Raw genomic sequence first — 26017 nt, 5'->3', positions numbered from 1 at the left:
TATTTTTGCATCAACATTCTTTTTTACTGTAAGATTTTCTCCTAGATATTTTTCAAGTCTAACTCTATTTAATCTTACTACGTTAGTTTTTACCTCAAAAGATATGTTAGAGTAATGAAAGATTATAGATTTAAAATAAGAGTCTATAAATTCTTTTGAAATTCCTAATTTATTAAAAGTTGTAAAACTTATTATCCCAGTACATTTCTTGCCTAATTCTCTTTTCCTATCAAAAACAATTACTTTTTCATTTTCTAATTTCCATGCTGTTAATAATCCAGCTATACCTCCTCCTACAATTAAAACTCTGATGACCTATCAGCCTCATTAACTGTATATCTTTTAGCCTTTAATTCATTAACTATATACATGAATGCTTTGTAAGGATCTGTATGAGCACCACATGAATAAACGTCCACGGTTGCAAAATCATATTCTGGCCATGTGTGAATTGTTACATGGCTCTCTAGTACGATTGCTACTACGCTTACTCCTTCCCCTATTTTCCATGCTTTAATGTCTAATAATGTCATGTTACCCTCTTTAACTGCCCCCTTTACTATCTCTTCCAACCTTTCTTTATCCTTTAGAATTTCAGTGTCACATTCATATAAGCTCCCATAAACTTGCCTTCCGACCACTTTTGGTGTACTTACGATCCCCATCATACCCCTACCCCCCAATCTATATGGGGGGTAACTGTTACTTTTAAATTTTAACCCACTGATTTCCCTTACTATCTCAACTAATTTTTTATTGAAGTTTTGAAAATAGTATTGTAAACAGTGGTCACATTGCCTATAAGACGGCTTGTTTTGGATGTTTTAAAACCTATCAGAGGTATTTCAATAGTTGATTTAGCTGAGAAAATTTCAGAAATTAAAGGTGTAGAAGGAGTTAATATTAGTGTTACCGATATGGATGTGGAAACTATGGGGTTAATGATAGTTATAGAAGGAAATAACTTGAATTTTGATGAAATAAAGAAAATTCTGGAAGAAGATGGATGTGCAATTCATAGTATTGACGAAGTTGTAAGTGGATCAAGAATGGTAGAGGGGAGAAAAGAAGATGAGATGTGAAGCATGTAAATCGAGAGAGGCAGAGATATTTCAGCCACATACTGGGAGGAAATTATGTAAGCAGTGTTTTATTGAAGATATAAGGCAAAGGGTAAAGGAAGAATCTGAAAAGATAGGTCTATTAAAAGCTAGTAAAATTCTTTTGGCAGTATCTGGTGGCAAAGACAGCTTTGTATTAGCCGATACATTAGCTTCTTTTATTGATACTAGTAAGCTGATTGCATATAATATAACTGAAGGTATTCACGGATATAATAGAAAAGAGCAGATACAACAACTAAGAAAGTTTCTATCTGAATTAGGAATAGAATTAATCGAAGATAGTTTCAAGCAAAGCGCAGGATATACCTTAGACGAAATGGTGCAATCAGCAACATCAAAAGGACTTAATGTTTCTGCATGTACGTTTTGTGGAGGTTTTAGAAGAAAATTAATTAATAATGCTGGTAGAAGTGTTAATGCTGATTTTGTAGCTACTGGTCATAATCTTGATGATGAAGTTCAAGCTATCATGATAAATTTGATTAGAGGCGATTTAATAAGATTAATAAGGTTTGGGGATAAGCCATTAAAGTTAAGCTCTAGATTTGTGCTACGCGTTAAACCGCTAAGGAAAATCTATGAATGGGAAACAACTATGTATGCTTATTACAAAGGCTACACTTTTCAAGAAGTTGAATGCCCCTATATTACTACTAAACCAACGTTGAGGGCAAAAGTCAGAGAATTACTTTACTTGCTCGAGGACAACAAACCCGGAACTTTGCTAAATATAATTGAAGAATTTGATAGAATAGCAGAAAATGTTAGAAAAAGTTATGTGTCTTCCACACCAGAAATAAAAGAGCTACCTAGATGTAAGATTTGTGGAGAACCTACTAGCTACGGAAGAGATATATGTAAAAATTGTGAGCTTTTAATTAAGTCTGGTCTTCTTCACCAAAACTTACCTATATCGTAAACTTTTTCTTCTATGTTTCTTCTCTTGTTTGCAACTAAAGCCATAGCAAAAAGCAATGAAGATAACCTATTTAAGTATACTATAATCATCTTATTTATTTCTGGTATCTCTTTGCTATATTTCACCGCATTTCTTTCAATTCTTCTTGCAACACTTCTTGCGATATGTAATGATGATGCCTCCTCTGAACCGCCTGGTATAACGAACAACTTTACGGGTCCGCTTTCTTTTCTATATTCAACAGTCCTTTCCTCTATCCATTTAACATAATTTATGTCAATTTTCCTCTTTTCTCCGTTGGTTGAGAGGTCTTCTCCTATGGCAAATAATTCATATTGTACTCTTTCAAGGTCTTTTTTCATATCTTCCCATGGTATTTTAGACAGTGCGAATCCTATGAATGAATTTAACTCATCTAAATCTCCAAGGAAATTAACAAGCGGAGAATCTTTTCCTACCCTTTTATTTATAACATTTGTATTACCATCATCGCCAGATTTTGTAAACACAATATAATTTAAATATTCGAGGTTATAAAGGTCTTTTGGTGATTTAGGATTTCCGCAAAGGATTTCGTTAACTTTTTAACGTCCATCGCCGAAAAATGGCAAAACGAATGGGAAAAGGCAAAAATCTTTGAATCAAACCCAGAAAATTCCAAACAAAAATTCTTTACTACAGTAGCTTTTCCTTATCCTAATTCCCCTTTTCATTTAGGCCATGGTAGAACATATGTAACATGTGATATATACGCAAGATACATGAGAATGAAAGGATATAATGTCTTGTTACCAATGGGTTTTCATTATACTGGAACACCGATAATTGCTATGGCTGACGATGTGGCCAAAGGAGATAAAGAACTGATTGATATTTTCAAAAATATATATGAAATACCAGACAGTGCGATATCAAAATTAGCCGATCCGTTATTTATGGCCAACTATTTCAAAGAAGAGATAAAAATGGCGATGAAGGAAATAGGCTTAAGCATAGATTGGAGAAGAGAGTTTACTACTATTGACCCAGAATTTTCCTCTTTTATAGTCTGGCAGTTTTCAAAACTACAACAAAAAGGATTTATAGTTAGGGATACACACCCGGTTGGTTGGTGTCCAGTTCACCATTTACCAGTAGGTATGCATGATACAAAAGGAGATGTAGAACCAGAAATAGGGGAATTTATATTAATTTATTTTGACAGTGATTTAGGAATACTACCCGCAGCTACACTTAGGCCAGAGACCGTTTTCGGTGCTGTAGCTATATGGGTTAACCCAGATGTAACTTATTCGATCATAGAGCTAGATGGAAAGAAGATGATTGTAAGTGAAAGATCCGCATTCAAGCTTACATTTCAAATTGATAATATAAAGACCTTAGGCAACTTAAAAGGATCTGAATTAGTAAAGCATAGAGCAATAAACCCAATAACAGGTAAAGAAATCCCAATATTACCTGCAGATTTCGTTGATCCAGATGTAGCTACAGGCGTTGTAATGAGTGTTCCAGCCCACGCTCCATTTGATTATTATTATTTAAAGAAGGTTAAACCGGAGCTACAGCTTGTCCCTGTTATTGAAGTAGAAGGACAAGGAGACTCTTTAGCTAAGGACTTTGTAGAGAAGAATAATCCTAAAAATAAGGATGATTTACAAAAATTAACAGAACAAGTATATAGAGTAGAATACAATAGAGGTAAAATGAAGGACATTTCATTATTAGTCAAGAAAGAGTACCAAGACTATTTCAAGTCGTTTACTGGTCTAAAAGTCCCAGAAGCGAGAGACAAAATAACTGATTTTATAATAAAGAATGGTCTAGGGAGAAAGATTTTTGAAATTATGAATAGACCAGTATATTGTAGATGTGGAAATGAAATTGTAGTCAAGATACTAAAGGATCAGTGGTTCCTAGACTATGGGAATCCACAATGGAAAGTTTTAGCTAAAAAGCTAATTTCAAATATGAGGTTTGTTCCCCCAGATGTACGCAAAGACTTTGAGTTTGTCGCAGACTGGCTACAAAAAAGGGCTTGTGCAAGGACAAGAGGTCTAGGTACTCCATTACCATGGGATAAAAAATGGATTATAGAAAGCTTAAGTGATTCTACAATTTATATGGCATACTATACAATATCGCATAAGATTAAGAAATATCAACTAAAACCGTCTCAGTTGACATATGAGTTCTGGGATTATGTAATGCTAGGGAATGGAGACATTGAAGAAGTAGCTAAGAAAACTGGAATATCAAAAGAAATCATAAAAGAAATAAGGGACGAATTCCTTTATTGGTACCCGTTAGATATAAGGCATAGTGGAAAAGACCTTATTCCTAATCATTTATCTTTCTTTATATTCAACCATGCTGCAATATTCCCAGAGGAGTTGTGGCCTAGGGCAATAGCAGTAAATGGTTTCGTACTGTACGAAGGAAAGAAGATGAGTAAGTCATTAAGAAACATTATTCCTTTAAGAAAGGCATTAAGGATTTATAGCCCAGATGTAGTAAGAATCGCACTAACATCAACTGCTGATATGGGTTCTGATGTAAACTTCAGCGAATCTTATGCAAAATCAGTAGGTGAAATATTAAGGAAATATTATGATTTCATTCAAGAACTTTCGAAATATAATGGAAATGGTAGCGAATTTGCTGATAAGTGGTTAAAGGCTAAGCTAAATAATATAATTAGTGATGCTACTAAGAACATGGATAATATAGATTTTAGAAATACAGTTAATGATATCTTATATAATTTCGATTCATACATTAAAGAATATATAGAGATGTGTAAGGCTGAGGGTGTAGAACCTAATGGTAAATTGTTAAAGGATAGTATTGAAACATGGGTCAAATTATTAGCACCTTTTGCTCCACATTTTGCCGAAGAGATCTGGCATCTGTTGGGTCATACGAGTTTTGTCTCGCTGGAGAAATGGCCAACTGCTGAAGAATCTTCAGAAGATACTTATGTTATTTTAGTCCATGAGTATCATAAAAGGATTATTGATGATACACAAAAGATAATCAACTATTACTTTAAGAGTTCACCCAAGGTTGTAAAGATCTATGTAGCTGAGGACGAACTGACCAAGGTATTAAAGGATGCGGTACAAATACTTTCATCTGGCGGGAATTTAAAGCAGTTAATGGAAAAGGAGAAACCAGCAGATAAGAGGATGGCTAACTTATATAGAAAGATATACGAATTAGCAGTAGAATTAGATGATAGTATGAAGAGGTTAGTCCTTGGATACAACTTTAATGAGAAAGAAATACTTAAGCTAGGTGAAAAATACATAAGTTACAAGCTGAACGTTCCAATAGAAATAAAAGATGTCTCCGAATTGGATAGAACAAAAGTAAATAAAGAGGCATTACCGCTTAAGCCTGCTATAATTGTTGAGTAAAACTTTTCCGTTTTGAATATCCACAACTCCAATCTCCTTTAAGAAATAAACTTCTTTTCTTACATTTTCTCTACTGCTTTTTGTTTTGTTTGATATTATATCCACGACCTCCTTCAAGCTAAGTTCTTTATATTCGTTTAATAGTTGTATAATTTCTTCGCTTAGTCCTTTAACTTTCTCTTCCAGTATTTTTCCGTCTACTATTCTAAAAAGATGAATTTGATTGTCAAAGTTTATCTTATATAAATTCTGATCTATCCTCTGTATTTCAGATACAGGTAAACCTAGTTTTAAATTTTTTATAGAAGTAACTATAAGAAATTTTAACGGGATTTGGCTCTCATCTTCGACCTCAAAAATTAGATTCTCTGAATTTTCATTACATTTCATAACAAAATTAGTTTGATAGGGGTAATATTGCCAGTTAATTTTATCAAAATTAAATATACAAACGTCCTTTCCTCGACTATATAAGTATTCAGCTATATTAAGCGTTAAAATTAATTTTGGATAATAATAATAGCTCTTTATAACTCTTGGTTTTGAGATTAGTTCCTCGAGCACTTATACATGTTTAACAGTAAAGCTTATTTGCTTTTCTTTATGATTTTATCGAGGGTTTCTTATTGCACCAACCGACAAAGTCAAAAATCTCATATATCCTTGGTTAATTGAGGCAGAGGAATACAGTTTTGATGATATAAATGAAGGTATAAGACTTCATTTAAATGAATCCCCTTATCCTCCACCAGATTTTATTATAGAAGCTGTAAAAAAGTATCTATATCTAGGTAACAGATATCAACACCCCTCATTAACAGAAAGACTGCGCGAACTAATGGCAAACTACAGTAAAGTAGAGCCAAAGAATGTCTTTCCAACACCTGGTGGAGACGGGGCAATAAGAGCTGTATTTTATAATTTAACTCAACCTAATGACAAGATTGTATTAAATAGTCCCTCCTATAGCATGTATAAGGTATATTCTTCTGTGAGAGGACTAAAACAAGCGAGAGTTGATTTGAAGGAAGATGGAAAATGGTGGAGTATGGATTGGGATAAATTCCTTGAAGAGGCAAAAAGTGCTAGGCTAGCTGTGATGGATGATCCTAATAATCCAACTGGATCACCGATGCTAAAGGCGGACGAAGATAAAATAAGGGCATTAGCGGAAACTGTAAACGGCTTCGTCCTTATTGATGAAGCGTATTATGAGTTTTCAGGTTACTCTGTTTCCAAACTGGTAGATAAATATCCAAACTTAATGATAGTTAGGACATTGAGTAAAGCTTTTTCACTAGCCTCTTACAGAATAGGCTACTTAATTGCAAATGAAGAAGTTATAAAGAACTTGATGAAAGCCTCAACCCCATTTGACATCTCATTACCGAGTTTGATTGCAGGGATTACAGCTTTAGAAAACCCTTCGTATGTAAAGAATGTAGTTGAAGAGATCGCTAAAAATAGAGAATATTTAATAAAAGGGTTAGAAAAGCTTGGATTAAGAGTTTATAATTCACTTACTAATTTCGTTTTAGTGAAAGATGATAGAGATTTATTAACTCCTCTTTTAAGCAAAGGAATCGCAATAAGAAAGCCACTATCAAGTTATTATAGAATTAGTGTTGGGACAAGGGATCAGATTGATACCTTATTGGATTATTTGGGTGAGATAGTTGAAAATCGCAATTCCAAATAAAGGAAGATTAAAAGATCCGGTACTTCAATTTTTATCTTCAGTAGGTGTTAAAGGTAATTTTTCTGATGACAGAGCATTAATAATCCCTACTAACTGGGAGGGAGTACAACTTGTTATGGTAAGAACGGAAGACATCCCTAGTATCGTAGAGTCCGGTGCCTCAGAATTAGGAATAACTGGGCATGATTATGTAGTTGAGTCTAACGCAGAAGTAGAGGAATTAATAAGATTAGACTTTGGTAAATCAAAGATAGTGTTTGCGATACCTATAAGCTGGAACGTTGATAGAATAGAAGAAATTAATAGAGAAATAAGAATAGCTACAAAATATTATAATATAGCTAAAGAGTACATAGAAAAGAAGAATATTCGAGCTAAAATAGTAAAAATTAGCGGTGCTGCAGAAGTAATGCCATCTTTAGGCGCTGCTGACGCAATAATTGATGTTATGAGCACTGGGACTACATTAAAGTTACATGGATTAAAACCAGTAGATACCATTCTCGAGAGCAGGGCTACAGTTATAGCAAATAAAGGCTGGATAAAGAGCGATGAGGCAGACAAAATTAATATGTTATTAACCTTAATGAAAGGTGCTTTAATGGCAAGGAATAGGAAGATGATATTTATGAATGTGCCAGATAGTAAATTAGATAATGTTCTGTCTTCACTCCCTGCAATGCTATCTCCTACATTATCAAAGCTAGCTAGAAGCGATGCTTGGGAAGTGATAACAGTTGTGGAAGAAGACTTATTACCAGAGGTAATTGCAAAGTTAAAATCTAGCGGAGCTATGGATATTGTTGTGGTAGATATAGAAAAAGTGATCAAGTAATGATTAAAGTGCTACCAAGTATAGATATTAGTGAAGGAAAGGCGGTAAAAAGAGTAAGAGGGATTAGAGGTTCAGGCTTGATATTAGGGAACCCTATAGACATTGCCTTAAAAATTTATAATGAGGGTTACAATTCGGTTCATTTAGTTGATTTAGACTCAGCGGAGGGATTAGGTAATAATGAAGAATATATTAAGGAAATATGTAAAATAGGGTTTTCATGGGTTCAAGTAGGTGGAGGAGTTAGAAGTATAGAAAAAGCAGAAAGCTTAATTAGTTATGGTTGTTCTGCTATTGTGATTTCGACATTACCAGTGAAAAATCCATCAACTTATGAAGAGATTGTAAAGAAATTAGGTAAGGAGAAAGTTCTCCTTTCGGTTGACTACGATTCTTCAGGTTACGTCCTAATAAGAGGATGGAAAGAAAAGTCGATTAAAGTTCTTGATTTTATAATGTCGTTTCAAGCATTAGGTTACATTTTTACATATGTAAACAATGAAGGTACAAAAAGAGGGGTAGATCCTTTCATTAAGAACTATTCCTTAAGAGTCAGCGGGATAAAAGAATATGCGGGAGGAATTGGGAGTATCGAAGATTTATATATGTTAAAAGAATATGGATTTAATTACGCAATAGTTGGGATGAGTTTTTACTCTGGTAACCTAAGAGGGGTTAAATATGTCTACTAATCGCAGTATTAGGAAAATTAGAGAGACAAAAGAGACAAAAGTAGATATTTTCCTTAATATAGATAAAAAAGGAGAAGTAAAAGTTTCAACACCAGTAAACTTCTTTAATCATATGCTCTCAACCCTCCTTTACTATATGAATTCTACTGCCACAGTAGTAGCAGAAGATAAACAAAACTACGACGATCATCATATAGTTGAAGATGTTGCAATAACTTTAGGTGAAGCCTTTAGAGATGCTCTAGGAGATAAGAAAGGTATACGTAGATTTTCACACCAAATTATTCCAATGGACGAGGCTTTAGTCTTAGTTGCAGTAGATATATCGGGAAGAGGAGTTAGTAACGTCGAGCTAAATTTAGAAAGAGAAGAAATTGGCGGTTTGGCTACAGAAAACGTGCTTCACTTCTTTCAATCTTTCTCATATAATTCTGGTGTAAATCTTCATATACTTCAACTTAGGGGGAAGAATACTCATCATGTTATTGAAGCTTCTTTCAAAGGGTTAGGATTTGCCCTTTATGAAGCTTCAAGATTAATTTATGAGGAAACTTTCAGCTTGAAGGGATCTTTATGACCACAAAGAGGATAATTGCATGTCTTGATGTAAAAAACGGAAGAGTTGTAAAAGGTGTTAATTTTATGGATCTAAAGGATAAGGGAGATCCGGTAGAATTAGCTGCTAGATACGAAGAGGAAGGAGCTGATGAAATGGTTTTTTTAGATATTACTGCAACAATTGAAGAAAGAAAGGCTTTACTTGATGTAGTAAAAAATACTGCTAGTGTATTATCAATTCCATTAACTGTAGGTGGAGGAATTAGAACCATTGAAGATGTTTCTAGGATTTTAGGAAACGGGGCTGACAAAGTTAGTATAAATACTGCTGCTATAGAAAACAAAAAAATAGTTACACAAGCCTCGGAACAATTCGGTGCTCAAGCAGTAGTTGTAGCCATAGATGCAAAAAGGGTAAATGACGATTTTTTGGTCTTTACTAGGTCTGGAACTTATAACACTGGGATTAATGCAATAAATTGGGCAAAAGAAGTAGAAGGACTGGGTGCAGGTGAAATTCTATTGACAAGTATAGATAGAGACGGAACTAGGCAAGGCTATGATATTGAACTTACTCAAAGGATTATCAACGCAGTAAACATACCAGTAATTGCTAGTGGTGGGGCTGGTAAAATGGAACATTTCTATGAGGTACTTAAATTTGCTGACGCTGCTTTAGCGGCTGGGGTTTTCCATGATGGAGTTATCCGTATACCAGAGCTTAAAAGATATTTATTAAGTAGGGGTATTGAGGTGAGATTATGATAAAAAGAGATCTTCCAAAAGAAAGGCCTAATGATTTTACCAGAGTATTACCAGACGTAGAAAAAATCGTTAATGAAGTTAGAAACAGAGGAGATCAAGCCATAATAGAATTTGAAGAGAAATTTGATAAAATTAAGCTTACTTCAATTACTCTTCAAAAAATAGAGGAATTGGCGTCCCAAGTAGACAATAACCTAAAAGAAGCGATTGATGTTATCTATTCCCAAATCTACGAATTTAACACTTTGATTAAACCACCAAACATAATAGGTGGAGGAAATAATGGAATTGATTACGGGGTGATCTGGAAGAGTATTGAAAAAATAGGAATTTATGTTCCGGGTGGAGATAAAGCATACCCGTCAACTTTGTTAATGGCTGGCGTCCCAGCAGTTGTAGCTGGAGTAAATGAGATTTATGTAGCTTCTCCTCCTAATAAAATAACGCCAGCAATAGCGTATATTGCGTTGAAACTAAACGTAAATGAGATTTACACTATAGGTGGTGCTCAAGCAATAGCAGCATTGGCTTATGGCACTGAGACTGTGAAGAAAGTTGATAAAATAGTTGGTCCAGGCAACATTTATGTCCAAGCTGCAAAATATTTAGTAAGCAGGGACGTTGCAATTGATGGGATAGAGGGCCCTACTGAATTAGTTATAATAGCAGACGAAACAGCTAATCCTTCTCACATCATTCTTGATTTAAGAGCTCAAGCTGAGCATGGTAAATTCACATTCCTAGTTTTATTAACTAATTCAGACAAAATAATAGATGTTATATCAAAAGAGTTAGAACAAGATGCTAATACTTATTATTTGATCAGAGTTAGTGATCTTGATGAGGCGATAACATTGGCAAATGAGATAGCACCAGAACATTTATCTTTGCATGTAACTAACGCGAGGATGTATTTAAACAAGATTAAGAATGCTGGTGTAGTCACTCTTGGAAGCACTCCTCCAGCTATAATAGATTATTCAGCAGGTCCTAATCACATATTGCCAACGAACAAATGGGCAAAAGTTAGGGGCGGTATTTCAGTCTATGATTATCTTAAGATGGTGATGTATGCTTCATCAGTTAGTCCAGATAAAAAAATAATTGATGCCTCTAAGATTTTAGCAAAATATGAAGGGTTTGAGTATCATGCAAATAGTATAGGTGTAAGATATGAGTAGTAGCGTGTTAGATACCTTATATTCTATTATCTTGGACAGAATGAAAAATAGAAAAGAAGGAAGTTACACTGTAGAACTCCTTGAAAAAGGAAAACCGTATATAGCAAGGAAAGTGGGAGAAGAAGCCACTGAAGTTGTTGTAGCGTCACTAGCAGAAGGAAAAGAGAGATTAATTAGTGAGGTCTCTGATTTGATTTATCATTTACTAGTTCTGATGGCTGTTGAGGGTGTCAAGCCAGAGGAAGTATATGAAGAATTAAGAAGGAGGATGAAATAATGAAAGCTACAATTATAAATTATGGAGTAGGCAATCTTTTCAGTATTAAGTCTGGCCTAGAAAGAGTAGGTTTTGAAACTACTATTTCCTTTCTTCCTCAAGGAGACGAAGACGTCATAGTTTTACCTGGAGTTGGTGCTTTCTCTGCTGTATCCTCATATCTTAACTCAATTAAGGATAAGTTTGAAGAGATGAAGAAAAAAGGGGTAAAGTTTCTTGGTGTATGTTTAGGTATGCAAGTGATGTTCGAAGAAGGAACTGAAGGAGGAGTAAGCAAAGGTCTCGGATGGTTTAAGGGTAAGGTTGATAAGATACAAAGCAAAAATGTTAAGTTACCTCACATAGGATGGGATAAGGTATTTGTGTCTAATGATAAGTGCGGAATTGCAGAAGGACTTGACGATAAATATGTATACTATGTTCATTCATATGTTGCATATACTAATGACTATGTTGCATATACTGAATACGGAATTAGGTATCCAGCAATAATATGTAATGATTTTGCTGTAGGTACTCAATTTCATCCAGAAAAGAGCAGTGAAAATGGAAAGATCTTCCTAAGAAATTTCTATTCATGGGTGAAGAAATGAAAAAATTGACACAAGAAGAAGCAGAAAAAATTATTTCCAATTTAAATTTTAGGCACACCGATTCTACTATTATAGCTGTTCTTCAAGATTATGAAAGCAAGGAAGTTTTAATGGTGGGAAGCATGAATAAAGAAGCTGTATTGAAAACGTTAACAACTGGGTATTTGCATTTCTGGTCTTTGAGCAGAAAGAAGTTATGGCTAAAAGGAGAAACTAGTGGTCATTTTCAGATTCTTGAAGACTTCAAAGTAGACTGCGACGGAGATGCGATGGTATTTTTAGTCAAACCTCTAGGCCCTACATGTCATACTGGAAATAAAAGTTGCTTCTATAGGAGTTTTACTGATTTGATTAAATAGAGAGTTTAAAATGTATAATGCAGTAATTAAATATGGTTAAAATGTCAGCTCAGCAAAACATAAACAAAGATGAATGGAAGAAAAAGATAATGGAAGCTCTAACTCAAGTTTATGACCCAGAAATTCCAGTAGACATTGTTAATTTAGGTCTAATTTATGAGTTAAGGATAAGTGATGAAGGAGATGTTTATGTAAGGATGGGACTAACAGCTCCAGGTTGTCCAGTAGTTGATGATTTAATTTATACGGTTGAGCAAGTAGTTAGAGAGACAGTGCCAGCTAAATCTGTAGATGTGGACATTGATTTAGATACCCCTTGGAATCCTTTAAAGATGACGCCAGAAGGTAGAGAGAAGTTTAAACAACTTTATGGGTATGATATAGTTGAAATGTGGGTACAAACTTATGGATTGCCGGAAGATCAGCAGGATCAGAAGGCATAAATTCTTCCGTGTTTTTTGTTAATTGTGTCTTGGAGCATATTAGACTTAGTTAGAAATAATCCCGATAAACTTAAAGAATATATAAAAAGAAGATATATTGATACTTCGCTTGTGGATAAGGCTGTAGAATTAGATAAGAGATGGAGACAAGTTTTACAAGAGACAGAGAGACTAAGGCATGATCATAACGTAATAAGCTCTTCCATTCCTAGGGCTAAACCGGAAGAACGACAAGAGCTAATTAAAAAAGCAAAAGAGTTACTGAAACAACTTGAAGAAAAAGAAAAAGAATTGGCGCAAATAGAGGAAGAAAGGGATAATTTGTTATCAGAGTTGCCTAATGTCGTAGATGATTCCGTACCTTTAGGACCGGATGAGAATTACAGCGTTCCTATTAGGTTCTGGGGCAAATTTAAGGTATATGAAAAAGATGAGCAGGAATTTCTTACTCAAGTTAAAGGAAATAAAGTCGACTATGAAGTAATTCATTGGAAACCTGTAGGACATGCAGATATGTTAGAGAATGTTCTAAAATTAGGTGATACAAAGAAAGCTGCAGAGGTAGCAGGCGCAAGGTTTTATTATCTATTTGATGACATAGTATGGCTAGATATTGCTCTCCTTAATTATGCTATTGACACAGTTACAAGTAAAGGTTATACTTTAGTTCTTCCACCGTATATGTTAAGAGGAGAAGTTATAAAAAGCGTAATAGATCTAGACACATTTAAGGATGCAATATATAAGATAGAGAACGAAGATTTATATCTAATAGCCACGGCGGAACATGCTATAGCTGCTATGTACTTTAAGGAAGAGATTCCTAAAGAAAAATTACCATTAAAGTATGTTGGTTTAAGCCCAGCTTTTAGGAAAGAAGCAGGAGCTGCAAACAAGGACTTAAAAGGTATTTTCAGAGTTCATCAATTCCATAAAGTTGAACAATTCATATTTTCCACTCCAGAAGATAGTTGGAAATATCATGAGGAACTAATTAAAAACGCTGAAGAAATATTCCAAGGTCTTGGTTTACCATATAGAGTTATAAACATAGCCTCAGGCGATCTGGGTGCATGTGCGGCAAAGAAATATGATTTAGAAGTCTGGATGCCGGCTCAAGCTAGGTTTAGAGAGATGGTCAGTTGTAGCAACTGTTTAGATTGGCAGGCATTTAGAATGAAAATAAGATACGCAGACAAGAATAATAAAAAAGGTTTTGTGCACACACTAAATAGTACAGCAATTGCTAGCACAAGGACGATAACTGCTATTTTAGAAAATTACCAAAGAGAAGACGGTGTTGTAGAAATACCTAAGGTATTGAGAAAATACTTGGAAGTATTTACTAAAGCACCTAAAGATTACATATACCCAAGAAAAAGTTAGATTTCATTTCTTTAAGTACGATTCTAAATTAGCCTCTATTTTTCTCATCCTTCTTTTAGCTACTCTAAGGAAGAGTTTTAGTGTCATTCTTACCGGATAGTACAGTGGTCCCTTTAGGTATGAATGGTTTATTATCTCTTCTCCCCAATAAACATCGTGCCAAAAGACTTTTCTATAAAGTTCTATGTGAGCATCTGTTAACTTTATTCTAGTGAACCAGTCTTTATTCTTGAAATAACCCATTGGTACGAAGAACATAGGAACTAGAATACTTCTATATGATCTTAAGTTATCTACTAATTCAATTGTTTTATATACATCATCCTCGGTCTCTTCTGGCAATCCTACTATCATAGTTCCTGCAGGTATAATTTTGTTCTCATGCATTATCTTAAATGCTTGTTCTACTGTTTCAGGATACTCATCCACCTTGTATGGAGCAGATTTTGCTGGCATTATTTCCTTGGCTAACCTAACAGACCCTGTTTCAATTCCTACCTCTACGCCTAGATAATCTTGGCTTCCGTCCCCCATCACAATCTCCATTAATTTTGATACCAATCCGTACTTTTCTTCCGAATATCTTATTGCTGCTAGGCTAGCATGGCTCCAAGCTATTGTTTTATAATACTTCTTTACCAAGGTATGAAGTTTTATTAGAGGCTCTGGTCTTGGATGAATTCCTATAGCACCATAAAAGAGCACATCATCGCTGTGAATAACACCGTGGGTGACCCCATTTTTTACGTTTACCAGTAATTCTTTTTCAATTTTTTCTAATGGATAATATCTAGTTGGTCTAAGCGTTACCGAGCAGAATCTACAAGATCTTGCACATCCTCTCATTATTTCTATTAATCCATTTACACTTGCTCCTTTGATCTCTGATATTTCATCTACTGATGGGGCCTCATCTCCACCTATATACATATACTTCGGCAAAGGCTCATTATCCATAATCATCTGGGCTAATTTAACTACGGCCTTGTCCCCTTCTCCGTCAATTAGAGTGTCTACACCTAGTTTGTCTATCATATCTTCCCTCCATAACCACTGCCACACTGATGGACCTCCTGCTATTATTTTCATTCCTCTTTCTTTTTCTTTTCTGATTTCTGGTCTATTAGCTAGCTCCATAAAGCTCTTGTAATTAACCGGTTCTTTTTTTGTAATCCCCCACCAAGTAGAAGATGGTGGACCAAATGCGAAATAATCATGGTGTGAGAACATTAATGCTTTTGCATGCGGTAAGTGCTTGTTTAAATGATCTGGATCAATAATAGCTGCTTTAAAGCCTGCATCTATTAACGCTGCTTCTACTTTTCTCATTCCGTAAGATGCTTGTACAGGTCTTCCTAGATCATCTGTTTTCATTTTCGGACATGCTAGCCATTTCCAGACACTCTCCGGTATTCCTACAGCAGGGCCGGTAGCCATAAAGCCTAAGAACTCTTTTCCATGATGATTTGTCATTAAGCAACGATCAGTAGTTATGATAAAATCAAAATGGTCTTCCAACGGATCACCTCATCTCTCTATATATCTATTAAAGGTTTATAAATCCTCTTTACAAAGAGCTTAATATTTTTTTCAATAACTTTCTAACGTACTCGGGTAGGTCATCTCTCTTTTCAATTTTTTTAGCATTGGTAAGATCTTCGTTCCATTCTTCTCCGTTAGGAAGTTTTGCATTAGTTAACGTATAAAAAGTTACTATTTTCTCTCCTTTTTCATTTCTTCCTTCTTCTATTACAATTTGCTTATTTTTTATCTCAACCAAGTATTTCGATTCAACGTTAGAGATCTTCATTAGATAATAGATATACAGTAAAGCATTAAAGTTTTTACTCTATTTGTACTCTATGCAAGTTGAAAATTGTATATTTTGTAAAATTGTTAAAGGTGAGATAAAATCACAGAAAGTATATGAGGATGAGGAAACTTTAGCTTTTCTAGATATAAATCCTGTAAATAAAGGTCACGTACTTGTGATTCCAAAAGATCATTACGAGAATATTTTTGATATTCCTAAAGACAAGCTAAGTAAAGTGATGGAGGTCGCACAGAAAATAGCTATAGCTATAAAGAAGATGGGAGCAGATGGTGTTAATATTATTTCTAACAACGGAAAAGCTGCAGAGCAACACGTTTTTCATTTACACATTCATGTGATTCCAAGATATTATAATGATGGAAAGGGAATAGACTCGATAGATAAAAGGACTAAGTACAAAGATGAGAACGAGATGTCAGAATATGTAAATAAGATAAGGTTATTCCTCGTCTGATTCTGATTCTTCTTCTAATTCTTCCCTTAGTAATTCTAACCCTACTTCTTTATAGTATTCTTCTCTTTCTTGCTCTAATTGTTCTTCTTCTAATTTTCTCTCCCCTTTGTCGCTAACTAATGACGTAGTAAGAACTCTGCTATTCTTGTCCTTTTGTTCCTTTACGTTGTATTCCTTTTTCTCTTTTTCGGTAAGTTGCATCTCATAACCACATTTTGTGCACTTCAATATCACTTTGCCATCTTTTTTAGTAGGTATCATTACTCCTCCGCATTTAGGACAGAACTTCATATTAGTTTCACCATATAAAAGAGTAAAGCCATAATACTATATATAAGGCTTTTGGTCACAATTATCATTAAAAATTCATATAACTCTGATTCTAGGGTCTTCCTTAATAACATTTAGTACTATACTTGTATGAGTTCTTTCAACTATAGGATTTTTAAGTAAATTTTTGAGAAAATTATCAAGATCTTCAACATTTTTAAATTTAGCAACAATTGCAACATCATACTCACCAACTATATCATAAACTGCAACAACATTATCATAGTTAGATATGCTTTTCTCAAATTCAACTAGATGTTTACCATCTACTTTTGCCATAATTATGCTAGTGAGAGAGTATCCAAGTTTTGTATAGTCAATTAGTGCTGTAAATCCTCTTACTACTCCCTCTTGCATTAATCTTAATAATCTATTATGAAGAGTAGCAGGTGACACGTTCATCTCTTCCGCTAATCTTCTCAAGCTTACTCTAGAATCTCTTAAAAGCTCCATAAGCAATTTTTTGTCTACTGTATCTATCTCAACCCTTTTTTTATCTGACATAAAGTTCATAGTAAGATTAATATACTGATTAAAAAATTTTCATCTTGAAAAGGATTTATCATGCTAACTTTAGCTGAGATATACCTTGTAATACAAGTTGAACACCAAACGCCGCTATAATTATAGCAGTAAATCTACCCGTTGCTACTGTACCGGTTTCTCCCAATAGTTTAACTATTAGAGGACCGGAAAGCAATGACAAATATACTAATAAAGTCACTAGTAGACTACTTAATATCAAAATCAAAGGATTATAGCTTACTGATAAAGTAATTAATGCTGTCATAGTGCCTGGTCCTACAAGCAGAGGCGTAGCAATTGGAGTAATTATGGCTTCCTCAAGTTTCCTTACGAATCTTAACTGCTGGAACCCACCCATGGTATCTATACCTAGGTAGATCAATAGAAGACCTCCAGCTATTTCAAGTGATTGTGGAGATAATCCTAAGAAGTCTAAAAGTGGTCTACCTAATATAGAAAAAATCACTAATAAAATTATTATTGCTATTGTTATTTTATTTACAATAAAATTCCAAGAGAGTTTTCTACTTGGATCTTCTTTAGATGCTTCTTCATAGACTGCTAGTAAAAAAGGTATCACTGAAAAAGGGTCAATTATTGCAAATAGTTTAACTGTTATTACTAATACTGCTTCAAAATTCATTCTAGTAGACTAGTAATCTCTTTGAGATTTTTAATTCTCTCTTCCTTGTTTTCACTCATAGTAGCTAAAATTAGTTTACTTAATATCTTATATAATCTAGATATTTCCTTTTTGCAGTCATCGTTATCTTTTTCAACTTCTGTAACTCTTCCTTCTAAAGCTTGAAGCGACATGTAAAGTTCTGTAACCAACTCCTCTACACTATGTTCATGATGATGGTGGTGATGTTCACTTTCTTCAACTTCTCTTTGTATTTCCTCCATATCGTCTTCACTTTGTGGAATTTTATCTATTCTAAATTTCATTGCGAATCATCCCCTTCTTCCTCTGTGTCAACATTTTTAATGTTATTCATATTTATATCTGTGTCTTGAATTATTTTTATTCCCATCCTTAAGTAATGCTTTATCACGACAGATATTTTACCTGCGGCTCTTGTTGCGATACACTCTGTTTCTACAGTATCTCCATCAATGGTCTCAACAACGACCTTGGCTGTCTTTTTACTCTCGTCACAATATTCTACATTTACAGACTTTATCTTTCCCATGTAGAGTAGTGATTCTATATCTCTTCCTTTCATTACCATCTTTGTCATTTTTTCACTGCTATTCCTATTATGTCTGAATATTTTAATCCTTTTTCTTTTAAAAACGCTTCAATCTCTTTTCTTATTCTTGTTATACTCTCATAGCCTTCATCTATCAGAACTGTACCTAGTCCAATAAGCTTAGCTCCGACCGACATTAACTCTATAGCATCAATTCCGTTAAAAACTCCTCCCATTCCTATAATTTGTGCTTCATATTCTTTATAAACATCATGGATTATTCTAACTGCAAGTGGATGAATGCATTTACCAGAAATCCCGCCAGTACCGTAATGTAAGATTTTGTTAAAAGTTTCTACATCAACTGTCATCCCTTTTAGCGTGTTAATTAATGTTAATCCATCTGCACCAGCAGATAGTGCTTTTCCAGCAAGTTCAATTACATTATCCCATGGACCAAGCTTTACAAAAACAGGCAAAGAAGCGACTCCTTTTACGTTTTTTACAATCTCGTGGACATAACTAGATAAGCTTTCTCCAAATCCCTTTCTATTAGGACTACTTATGTTTATTTCTATCATAATTCCCCTCTTTATTTTTCCGGCTACTTCAGTAATTTCTTCGACACTTCCTCCTCCTATACTTACAATGAGAGGACATTCACTTTCAATCTTTTCAAGTTCATCCACACCTGGATTTCCTAGGCCTATTGCGTTCATATAACACTTGTCGTGAAACTTAATAACAGTAGGAGAATCGTGAGGATTTAGGGGCTTAAGTGTTAGTGTTTTTATAGTTATTGCTGATGGCGAGTAATTTTTACATACATAATTGATTTTTGAAAAGGAAACTAATCCAGAAGCTATAATTAGTGGATCCTTAAAGTTTGTATTGGCTACTTGTATCATAAGGATTCATCCCCCTAATTGGGTAAACATTTTCTCCGTCATATGCTAGTTTCCCTTGAACGATTGTAAAATCAACCTTGGCTTCTAATTTGTAATAATCAAGGGGAGTCTCTGTGACTTTAGAGAATTTAGTCGCATATCTCCATGGATTTCTACTTATGATTGTGAAATTAGCTACATTTCCTACTTTAATCTCTCCATATGGCACACCTAGTATTTTAGCTGGGTTCTTTGAAAGTAATAAGACTGCTCTATCAAATGTTATAATACCTTTGAAGGCTAAAGAGTAAATAAAAGGAGTTGAAAAAGACATTGCTGCTATTCCAGGAGGGCATAATTCATATTCCATGTTCTTTTCGTTTCTTGTGTGAGGGGCATGATCACTTACTATTGTATCTACTTCAAACAATGCTCTCCAAAGGCCTAACCGTGTTACATGATCTCTTATTGGTGGGTTTACTTTACTTAAGCAATCCTTTTCTCCATCAACTAATAAGTGGTGAGGTGTTATATCCGTTGTAAATCCCATTTCCTTTGCCAACTTCACCGTTTCATAATTGGTTATATGTGTTATATGAACATTCCCATAAACATAATTCAAAGAGCCAATTTCCATCCACAACTGTCTTAATTTTCTAGGTACTTTTAAAGCCAAAGGAATCTCTGGATGAAGAACCTTTAACTTTTTACTTTTCTTTAATACTTCTTTAGTCTCCTCTTTTTCAAGATCTTCCGGATATATTTTATACCCTGCAATTGGGAGTTTATCAACACTTTCAACTTCTTTAGTTACACCAGAATAAATTGCAAAATCAGATCTAGATTGATATTCAAACTCTCTAAGTCTTTCTACAACTCTTTGATAAGTATTAACTGGTGGCAAAGTATTCGGCATATCTACAACTAATCCAATCCCTCCATACAATGCCTCGCTGGTTGCTGTACCTACAGTCTCCTTATAGGACAACTTAGCTCCTCTAACATGAACGTGCATATCTATTGAGCTTGGCATTATCAACTGATTTTCTTTAAACTCGATATCTGGTTTACATTCCTTTTTTATACCTTTTATAAACCGATCAAACTGTATGCATACTTCATCTATTGAGCTGTTTATCCATGCTTTACCTCTTATCCACAATATCACTCACCTTAAGTAAAGGCCCATCTATACAAGTTAGCTTATTATTAATCTCACAAACTCCACAAACTCCTAGCATACAATTCATTTTCACCCATCTCACGTAAACTAATGCATCTTTAGGTAGTGCTGTAATTTGTTCGGGCGGAACTGCAGCAATTACCATGTCTGCATCACTTTCATTTCCTTTTTCAAATTCGTTTGTATCACATTCAATACACTTTACTTTTACTAGGTATCCATCTCTTTTAGCTTCTCTAAGTATATACAAAATATCATAAAAAAAGTCTTTATGTGCTATGCCTAGAATTTTTCTACCTTTAAATCTTAATGGCTTTCCTAATGGTCCCTTAATTATTACTCTTTTCTTCCCATTTATTCTTTCATATAGCCTCTCTGAAAGATGTAGTGTTAGAACTCGATTATAATAATCAGTTATGCTTAATGGTACCTCCCTCTCTCCAGAAAGGATTAAGCTAACGAATTGCCCTGGTAGTGGTTTTATTGGAAATGAGACTCCCATCTCGTAAATATTTTCTACTTTTTTAGTGTATATAATATCTGAATAAATCATTTTTCACTACCTAGTATTTGTTTTGATATATCGTTCTCATCAATTATTGTATCGCAATATACACACTTCATCTTAAGGGGTTTTTCGTTTATCCTTACAAATTCAGAAAGCGCTTCTATGTCGTTATTTGTTATACAAGTTAGGTTAATACATTTAAGAACACCTTTGACAATTTCTGGTATCTTTAGCTTTTTCTTTTCAACCACTTCATAGTCTCTAATGATGTTTATAGTGGCTGTAGGTGCAATAAGTGTGATCAAGTTTGCCTCTTTTTCATCCACTTCTTTATTTTCTATCTTTATGATATCTTTTCTTTCCATCTTCTTGCTCTCTACATTCATAACCAAAGCTATCGTGTCTTGCTTAGTTATCTTAAGTATCTTGAGTACTTCTAATGCTCTCCCTGCTGGTATATGGTCAATAACTGTTCCATTCTTTATTTTTGTGACTATAAGTTCTTTTTTGCTAGTAGCTTCCATTTTACTCACCAACAATTTTACTTAAGATTGCCATTCTTACCGGAACAGCATAAGAGGCTTCTTCAAAATATTTAGCTTGTGGCATTTTATCAACTTCTCTACTTATCTCATTAATTCTGGGTAACGCATGTAGGATTATGCTATTCTTTTTCATTTTGGATACAAATGCTTTATCTATAACATAACTTTCCTTTACTTTTTCATATTCACTTTCATCTGGGAATCTTTCCTTTTGAATCCTAGTTACATAAAGAACGTCTATATCTGAAATTACTTCCTTATAATCTGAAATTTCCTTATAAGGATAATTCAATTCCTCTAATATTTCCTTTCTAGCTGATAATTGGGGTGGTGAAATTAAGTAGACTAATTTTGGCTTAAATCTGGTTAAAGCACGTAATAAGCTGTTAACTACTCTTGCATACTTCAAGTCGCCAATTAGCCCAAATGTTAGACCATCTATTGTTCTAAAGTTCTTATATACAGTATATAGGTCTATGGCTGATTGAGTAGGATGTTCATGTTTTCCATCACCAGCGTTAACTATAGGAATTTCTGATATTTCGGAAGCAAACTTAGCTGCCCCATCAAATTTATGTCTCATAACTATTACATCGGAGTAGTTATTCAACATCCTTATTGTATCTGCGAGATTCTCTCCTTTTGCCACTGATATTCCTTCTGTGGAAGAAAATCCTATTGTAGACGCGCCTAAATTTATTGACGCTTTATTAAAGCTCAAATACGTTCTTGTACTTGGTTCAAAGAAAGCTAATGAAACTGTCTTATCCCTTAAGAGGTTTACATTTTGGACTTTTTGAAATTTTTCAGCTATTTCGAAAATTTCCTCAAAATCATTTCTTGTCAAATCATATGAAGAGACTAAATCTCTCACAAGTGCCCTTCATTTATCTTGTTTCAATGATTATTTAAACTCTTTCTTTGATAAACTAAATAATGGATTTCGTTAAAGCATTAATCGAAAACAAACTTCTGCTAACTGGAAACTTTGTATTAACTTCTGGTAAAATAAGCCCATACTATTTAGACTTAAGGAGATTATCTAATTATTATGAGATTTTTTCTGATGTGGTAAACCAAGCTATAGATAAGATAAAAGGACTAGAATTTGATATGGTAATTGGAATAGCAACTGGTGGAGTTCCCTTTGCCTCATTTATTTCTTGCCGTATGGGTAAACCGTTAGGATATATAAGAATGGAAAAGAAAGGGTATGGAACGGATAAGTCATTAGAAGCTATAGTAGACAGTAAGAAAATTCTCTTGATAGACGATGTTGCGACTACCGGAGGTTCATTAGTGAAGGCTGTAGATGCTATTGAGTCTGAAGGAGGAAAAGTTGTAGCTAGTCTTGTCATAGTTGATAGACTTGAGGGGGCAGAGAAAAAATTGGCAGAGAAAGGTGTTAAATTGTTTTCAGTGTATAAAATCAAAGATATTTTAGAATATTTGCTCAATTCAAATCTTATTTCAGAAAATGATAAAAATAACATACGTGAGTATTTGGTGAAAAACATTGAGTAATTTGATTCTCTCCTTAGACAAGGAATTGCCCCCTTCAACCTTGTCTGAAATAAGTAGGCACATTAGAAGAGTAAAAGTTGGCTATCCATTAATTTTAGGAAATTTTTCATATCTAGACGACGTAATTAAGCTACATTGGGAAGAGGTAATATTTGATTTAAAATTAGCTGATATAGATAATACAATGATACTTATAGTTTCCAAGCTACTAAATTATGGCGACTCGTTTATTTCTCATTCATTTATAGGAGTAGAAGGGGCTCTAGATAGGCTTTCTGAATTTCTTAGGCAAAATAATAAAAATCTTTACTTAGTTCTTTCAATGTCACATAAGGGTTGGAATGATAGTTTTTATCCATATTTGAGAGAGATAGCAAATAAAGTTGAGGCAAGAGGTTTTGTTGTAGGTGCGACTAAACCTAATATGATAAAGACTGTTAGGAATGATTTTAAAGATAAAATAATAATTTCACCTGGTGTAGGTGCTCAAGGGGCTAATGTAGGTGACGCTATATGCAATGGAGCTAATTATGAGATTGTAGGCAGGACAATCTATGATGCTAAAGATCCAATAGAACAAGCTAAAATATTATCACATATGCAAGAGGTGAGAATAAATGAGTGTAAAGGAGCAGAGAATGGATAAAAACGAACTTAGTGAAAAGTTAGCAAAAGTAGCAGAACTAATAGAAAAAGGAGAAGAAATAGAGGAGGAGTATGGTGAGATTTCGACTACTGATTTTGAAGACCTTTACACGTTGGGAGGAGTTAATGGTACCCTACAAGGCAGTAAGGGGCATAAATATCAAGAGCTTTACAAATATTTTGCAGATCTTTATAGTAAATTTATTACTTCTACAATGCTTGAATACGCTAGGAAGACTGAACAAACCGAAATTGAATATATAAATATTCTACTAGATGATGGTTATTTTTTAATTTTAGAAGGAGAAGAGGATCAAGTTGTTATTCCTCATCCCACTGGTTTGGCATCTACACATTCCCACCCTGATGTTTGTATATTTTCTTATAAAGATTTGGAGACAGCAGACCAGCTATTTATGAAGGGTTATTTAGCGGTAGGTGTATTAACTACCAAATGTTTTCTTCTTCTATTTAGAAATGGTGTCTACACAATTGAAGATAGAGAGAACCTTCTTTTGTTATCTAAAAACGTTAAGAAAAGTAAAACCGGAGACGACATAATCAAAGCATATAATAACGTTAAGTTTCTTCAGTTAGCGTTTCGTCTTGTTCAGTTCGCTTAGCCAATAGGTCTATTGTAGCTTCTGCTATATCAATTGAATATCTAATAACTCTTCTTATAGAATCTAATATAATTAACATAGAACCTATTTTCTTTGAGTCATAATTTAAATTTAAGATTCTTTCTGATAAAATCCTATTCCTAGATAATAAATCAAATTCTTTATTTATAATGTCGTGTGAAAGATCTTTATCTTTTGCGTTAAATGAATTTATTGAATTTCTATAAAAATCTGCTACTTCAACCCCATGGTCATACAGTTCTTTTTCTTTTAATTTTTCTACAATCGAAAGTTGATCAATAATTCTAACGCTATGATCCGAAACTCTTTCAATAGATTTTGCCACTGAATACAGGTTTATTAATTGTGTTAAATTATATTTTTCTTCCTCAATAATCTCTGGGTATTCAACGGAAAGTGAAAGTTGCCTTACAATATAAAAGTAAAATCTATCTACGTCATCGTCTCTATCAGTAATTTCTTTAGATAGATCCTCGTCTCCCTCTAATAGTGCTTTAAATGAGTCTTTCAGCATATTATAAGATATGTTTGCTGCTCTAGAAATTGATTTTGTGAGTGACAATTCCTTTTCGTTTACAAGGAATTGAATTGTTAATGAATTGGAGTCCTCATCTATAATCTCTGCTCCTAAAAGTCTATTTCTTATAGTATCCTTAATTTTTTCTCTATCCTCTGAGGAAAATTTTGTACAATATACTGACAATAGCGTATATCCAGCCATATAATATGAGATAATTTCTCTAATGACAAAGCTAATATCTGGTTTATCACAATTTAAACTAATTTTTTTCTCTCTTCTTTCCTCGCTTTCTTTTTTTCTTGGATTTAGAATAAGCCTGGCGTGATTATCCTGAAGTATTTCTATCTCATCCCCAGGTTTCAAAGTATGTTCCTTTATCCATAATTTAGGAAGAGATATAATATATGTAGATCCTCCAGTTAGCTGTAATTTCCTCACTATAGGTTTTGGCATAACTATATTCGGTATATATTTTTATGCGGGTACTTTATATTTTTCTTTTAATTCTTCAGAGGCGATTTTTTCTGCTTCTTCTAATATTTTTCTTACCTCATCACTCTCTTTTAACACAACTTGGGCATCTGAAGTTATTATAGGATTTAGATTGAGCACTATATCATCTATTAGAGGTCCAAAATCTATTGAGTTGCCCAAATTTCCTTTTATACTCTCTAAAGCTTTAACTACTGGATATATATATTGGGTCAAAGAACCAACGAGAATTAAAGTCTCTAATCTTATTTCTAGGATCTCTAACAATATCTTTATTTTTAATAAATTGCTTACAATATTTCTGTTAACCTCTATTTCTTTATAATACTCCTTAGATAAATAATTGAATCTTCCTATATTATATAACGATAAATCTTCTAGGGTTTTTATCCTATTATCAATTCTTGATATAAAAGCATCGATACGATAAATAGTAAGCCTAATATCGCTAAGAATCTCTGGTAATCCTTTCTTTTTCACATAAAA

The 26017-nt window shown here is 33.9% G+C and carries 35 protein-coding genes and 1 pseudogene; 18 read left to right on the top strand and 18 right to left on the bottom strand.

Annotated features, from left to right (window positions below; genetic code table 11):
* Window positions 1-210: 210 nt before the first annotated feature.
* Window positions 211-300, bottom strand: a pseudogene (locus AC3OCB_RS07640) (NAD(P)-binding protein); the annotation flags it as partial.
* On the bottom strand, window positions 300-668 hold the full coding sequence (speD, locus tag AC3OCB_RS07635) for an adenosylmethionine decarboxylase (RefSeq protein WP_498341764.1): 369 nt from the start codon (window positions 666-668) through the stop codon (window positions 300-302). The pseudogene AC3OCB_RS07640 and the gene speD, both read right to left, overlap by 1 nt.
* Window positions 669-794: 126 nt before the next feature.
* Here speD and AC3OCB_RS07630 point away from each other — a divergent pair, with 126 nt between their 5' ends.
* Together AC3OCB_RS07630 and AC3OCB_RS07625 are read left to right on the top strand one after the other, a co-directional pair.
* A complete protein-coding gene (locus AC3OCB_RS07630; RefSeq protein ID WP_498341763.1) occupies window positions 795-1082 on the top strand; it encodes a DUF211 domain-containing protein in 288 nt (95 codons plus the stop codon).
* Complete coding sequence (locus AC3OCB_RS07625; protein WP_498341762.1) at window positions 1072-2043, top strand: TIGR00269 family protein; 972 nt, start codon at window positions 1072-1074, stop codon at window positions 2041-2043. Before AC3OCB_RS07630 ends, AC3OCB_RS07625 begins: the two co-directional genes overlap by 11 nt.
* Here AC3OCB_RS07625 and AC3OCB_RS07620 read toward each other — a convergent pair.
* Window positions 2019-2552: a cob(I)yrinic acid a,c-diamide adenosyltransferase gene (locus AC3OCB_RS07620; protein WP_498341761.1), complete on the bottom strand. Its 534-nt coding sequence runs from the start codon at window positions 2550-2552 to the stop codon at window positions 2019-2021. The genes AC3OCB_RS07625 and AC3OCB_RS07620 overlap by 25 nt on opposite strands.
* A gap of 48 nt (window positions 2553-2600) precedes the next feature.
* On the opposite strand from AC3OCB_RS07620, the gene leuS reads away from it, so the two are divergent.
* Window positions 2601-5459, top strand: coding sequence for a leucine--tRNA ligase (gene leuS, locus AC3OCB_RS07615; protein ID WP_498341971.1), 2859 nt, complete (start codon window positions 2601-2603; stop codon window positions 5457-5459).
* On the opposite strand, the gene AC3OCB_RS07610 is transcribed toward leuS, so the two are convergent.
* On the bottom strand, window positions 5427-6023 hold the full coding sequence (locus tag AC3OCB_RS07610) for a hypothetical protein (protein WP_498341760.1): 597 nt from the start codon (window positions 6021-6023) through the stop codon (window positions 5427-5429). The two genes, leuS and AC3OCB_RS07610, sit on opposite strands and share 33 nt — an antisense overlap.
* Window positions 6024-6084: 61 nt before the next feature.
* Here AC3OCB_RS07610 and hisC point away from each other — a divergent pair, with 61 nt between their 5' ends.
* The 11 genes from hisC to serS are packed head-to-tail and all read left to right on the top strand — an operon-like array spanning window position 6085 to window position 14247.
* Entirely contained in the window at window positions 6085-7158 is a 1074-nt protein-coding gene (hisC, locus tag AC3OCB_RS07605; protein WP_498341969.1) for a histidinol-phosphate transaminase, read from the top strand.
* Entirely contained in the window at window positions 7136-7993 is an 858-nt protein-coding gene (hisG, locus tag AC3OCB_RS07600) for an ATP phosphoribosyltransferase (protein ID WP_498341759.1), read from the top strand. Before hisC ends, hisG begins: the two co-directional genes overlap by 23 nt.
* Window positions 7993-8685: a 1-(5-phosphoribosyl)-5-((5-phosphoribosylamino)methylideneamino)imidazole-4-carboxamide isomerase gene (gene hisA / locus AC3OCB_RS07595; RefSeq protein ID WP_498341758.1), complete on the top strand. Its 693-nt coding sequence runs from the start codon at window positions 7993-7995 to the stop codon at window positions 8683-8685. The genes hisG and hisA overlap by 1 nt, the downstream gene beginning before the upstream one ends.
* A complete protein-coding gene (hisBd, locus tag AC3OCB_RS07590; protein ID WP_498341757.1) occupies window positions 8675-9262 on the top strand; it encodes an imidazoleglycerol-phosphate dehydratase in 588 nt (195 codons plus the stop codon). The genes hisA and hisBd overlap by 11 nt, the downstream gene beginning before the upstream one ends.
* Complete coding sequence (hisF, locus tag AC3OCB_RS07585) at window positions 9259-10008, top strand: imidazole glycerol phosphate synthase subunit HisF (protein ID WP_498341756.1); 750 nt, start codon at window positions 9259-9261, stop codon at window positions 10006-10008. Before hisBd ends, hisF begins: the two co-directional genes overlap by 4 nt.
* Window positions 10005-11189 (top strand): histidinol dehydrogenase, encoded by a 1185-nt coding sequence (gene hisD / locus AC3OCB_RS07580; protein ID WP_498341755.1) that lies wholly within the window; start codon window positions 10005-10007, stop codon window positions 11187-11189. Before hisF ends, hisD begins: the two co-directional genes overlap by 4 nt.
* Window positions 11182-11466, top strand: coding sequence for a phosphoribosyl-ATP diphosphatase (gene hisE / locus AC3OCB_RS07575; protein ID WP_498341754.1), 285 nt, complete (start codon window positions 11182-11184; stop codon window positions 11464-11466). Before hisD ends, hisE begins: the two co-directional genes overlap by 8 nt.
* The gene (gene hisH / locus AC3OCB_RS07570; RefSeq protein WP_498341753.1) at window positions 11466-12059 is read left to right on the top strand and encodes an imidazole glycerol phosphate synthase subunit HisH; all 594 of its coding nucleotides are present in this window, start codon (window positions 11466-11468) and stop codon (window positions 12057-12059) included. Before hisE ends, hisH begins: the two co-directional genes overlap by 1 nt.
* Before the next feature lie 5 nt (window positions 12060-12064).
* The gene (gene hisI / locus AC3OCB_RS07565; RefSeq protein ID WP_498341967.1) at window positions 12065-12418 is read left to right on the top strand and encodes a phosphoribosyl-AMP cyclohydrolase; all 354 of its coding nucleotides are present in this window, start codon (window positions 12065-12067) and stop codon (window positions 12416-12418) included.
* Between the two features lie 41 nt (window positions 12419-12459).
* Window positions 12460-12861 carry a metal-sulfur cluster assembly factor gene (locus AC3OCB_RS07560; RefSeq protein WP_498341966.1) on the top strand — a complete coding sequence of 134 codons (402 nt, stop codon included), beginning with the start codon at window positions 12460-12462 and terminating at the stop codon, window positions 12859-12861.
* Between the two features lie 24 nt (window positions 12862-12885).
* Complete coding sequence (gene serS, locus AC3OCB_RS07555; RefSeq protein ID WP_498341752.1) at window positions 12886-14247, top strand: serine--tRNA ligase; 1362 nt, start codon at window positions 12886-12888, stop codon at window positions 14245-14247.
* 3 nt (window positions 14248-14250) lie between these two features.
* Here serS and AC3OCB_RS07550 read toward each other — a convergent pair whose 3' ends face one another.
* Together AC3OCB_RS07550 and AC3OCB_RS07545 are read right to left on the bottom strand one after the other, a co-directional pair.
* Complete coding sequence (locus AC3OCB_RS07550; RefSeq protein WP_498341965.1) at window positions 14251-15720, bottom strand: B12-binding domain-containing radical SAM protein; 1470 nt, start codon at window positions 15718-15720, stop codon at window positions 14251-14253.
* Between the two features lie 94 nt (window positions 15721-15814).
* Window positions 15815-16057 (bottom strand): hypothetical protein, encoded by a 243-nt coding sequence (locus AC3OCB_RS07545; protein WP_498341751.1) that lies wholly within the window; start codon window positions 16055-16057, stop codon window positions 15815-15817.
* A gap of 52 nt (window positions 16058-16109) precedes the next feature.
* Here AC3OCB_RS07545 and AC3OCB_RS07540 point away from each other — a divergent pair, with 52 nt between their 5' ends.
* Window positions 16110-16535 (top strand): HIT family protein, encoded by a 426-nt coding sequence (locus AC3OCB_RS07540; RefSeq protein ID WP_498341749.1) that lies wholly within the window; start codon window positions 16110-16112, stop codon window positions 16533-16535.
* Here the strand turns inward: AC3OCB_RS07540 and AC3OCB_RS07535 are convergent.
* The 10 genes from AC3OCB_RS07535 to pyrB all read right to left on the bottom strand — a co-directional run bounded on the left by AC3OCB_RS07535 (window position 16521) and on the right by pyrB (window position 22580).
* Window positions 16521-16826 (bottom strand): DNA-directed RNA polymerase subunit M, encoded by a 306-nt coding sequence (locus tag AC3OCB_RS07535; protein WP_498341748.1) that lies wholly within the window; start codon window positions 16824-16826, stop codon window positions 16521-16523. The two genes, AC3OCB_RS07540 and AC3OCB_RS07535, sit on opposite strands and share 15 nt — an antisense overlap.
* A 75-nt stretch (window positions 16827-16901) precedes the next feature.
* A complete protein-coding gene (locus AC3OCB_RS07530; protein ID WP_498341747.1) occupies window positions 16902-17369 on the bottom strand; it encodes an Lrp/AsnC family transcriptional regulator in 468 nt (155 codons plus the stop codon).
* 58 nt (window positions 17370-17427) lie between these two features.
* Window positions 17428-18033, bottom strand: coding sequence for a MarC family protein (locus tag AC3OCB_RS07525; RefSeq protein WP_498341746.1), 606 nt, complete (start codon window positions 18031-18033; stop codon window positions 17428-17430).
* Window positions 18030-18338, bottom strand: a complete 309-nt coding sequence (locus tag AC3OCB_RS07520; protein ID WP_498341745.1) for a hypothetical protein — start codon at window positions 18336-18338, stop codon at window positions 18030-18032. Before AC3OCB_RS07520 ends, AC3OCB_RS07525 begins: the two co-directional genes overlap by 4 nt.
* Entirely contained in the window at window positions 18335-18631 is a 297-nt protein-coding gene (locus tag AC3OCB_RS07515; protein ID WP_498341744.1) for a hypothetical protein, read from the bottom strand. Before AC3OCB_RS07515 ends, AC3OCB_RS07520 begins: the two co-directional genes overlap by 4 nt.
* Window positions 18628-19491, bottom strand: coding sequence for a dihydroorotate dehydrogenase PyrD (gene pyrD / locus AC3OCB_RS07510; protein WP_498341743.1), 864 nt, complete (start codon window positions 19489-19491; stop codon window positions 18628-18630). The genes AC3OCB_RS07515 and pyrD overlap by 4 nt, the downstream gene beginning before the upstream one ends.
* Window positions 19463-20632 carry a dihydroorotase gene (gene pyrC, locus AC3OCB_RS07505; RefSeq protein ID WP_498341742.1) on the bottom strand — a complete coding sequence of 390 codons (1170 nt, stop codon included), beginning with the start codon at window positions 20630-20632 and terminating at the stop codon, window positions 19463-19465. Before pyrC ends, pyrD begins: the two co-directional genes overlap by 29 nt.
* Window positions 20616-21206, bottom strand: a complete 591-nt coding sequence (locus AC3OCB_RS07500; protein ID WP_498341741.1) for a 2-polyprenylphenol hydroxylase — start codon at window positions 21204-21206, stop codon at window positions 20616-20618. The genes pyrC and AC3OCB_RS07500 overlap by 17 nt, the downstream gene beginning before the upstream one ends.
* Entirely contained in the window at window positions 21203-21685 is a 483-nt protein-coding gene (pyrI, locus tag AC3OCB_RS07495; RefSeq protein ID WP_498341740.1) for an aspartate carbamoyltransferase regulatory subunit, read from the bottom strand. Before pyrI ends, AC3OCB_RS07500 begins: the two co-directional genes overlap by 4 nt.
* A gap of 1 nt (window position 21686) precedes the next feature.
* On the bottom strand, window positions 21687-22580 hold the full coding sequence (gene pyrB, locus AC3OCB_RS07490) for an aspartate carbamoyltransferase (RefSeq protein WP_498341739.1): 894 nt from the start codon (window positions 22578-22580) through the stop codon (window positions 21687-21689).
* A 62-nt stretch (window positions 22581-22642) separates the two neighbouring features.
* Here pyrB and pyrE point away from each other — a divergent pair, with 62 nt between their 5' ends.
* From pyrE to AC3OCB_RS07475, 3 genes are read left to right on the top strand one after another with little or no spacing between them, the layout of a single operon-like run.
* Entirely contained in the window at window positions 22643-23230 is a 588-nt protein-coding gene (pyrE, locus tag AC3OCB_RS07485; RefSeq protein ID WP_498341738.1) for an orotate phosphoribosyltransferase, read from the top strand.
* The gene (locus AC3OCB_RS07480) at window positions 23223-23876 is read left to right on the top strand and encodes an orotidine 5'-phosphate decarboxylase / HUMPS family protein (RefSeq protein WP_498341737.1); all 654 of its coding nucleotides are present in this window, start codon (window positions 23223-23225) and stop codon (window positions 23874-23876) included. Before pyrE ends, AC3OCB_RS07480 begins: the two co-directional genes overlap by 8 nt.
* Window positions 23848-24498, top strand: a complete 651-nt coding sequence (locus AC3OCB_RS07475; RefSeq protein ID WP_498341735.1) for a hypothetical protein — start codon at window positions 23848-23850, stop codon at window positions 24496-24498. Before AC3OCB_RS07480 ends, AC3OCB_RS07475 begins: the two co-directional genes overlap by 29 nt.
* Here the strand turns inward: AC3OCB_RS07475 and AC3OCB_RS07470 are convergent.
* Both AC3OCB_RS07470 and cdvB3 read right to left on the bottom strand, forming a co-directional pair.
* Window positions 24455-25492, bottom strand: coding sequence for a PhoU domain-containing protein (locus tag AC3OCB_RS07470; RefSeq protein WP_498341733.1), 1038 nt, complete (start codon window positions 25490-25492; stop codon window positions 24455-24457). The genes AC3OCB_RS07475 and AC3OCB_RS07470 overlap by 44 nt on opposite strands.
* Window positions 25493-25513: 21 nt before the next feature.
* The gene (cdvB3, locus tag AC3OCB_RS07465) at window positions 25514-26011 is read right to left on the bottom strand and encodes a cell division protein CdvB3 (RefSeq protein WP_498341732.1); all 498 of its coding nucleotides are present in this window, start codon (window positions 26009-26011) and stop codon (window positions 25514-25516) included.
* Window positions 26012-26017 lie beyond the last annotated feature (6 nt).

It is taken from the genome of Sulfurisphaera sp., assembly GCF_059755235.1.
Note: the sequence above shows the minus strand (reverse complement) of the source record. Positions and strands in the feature narration are given on the sequence as shown.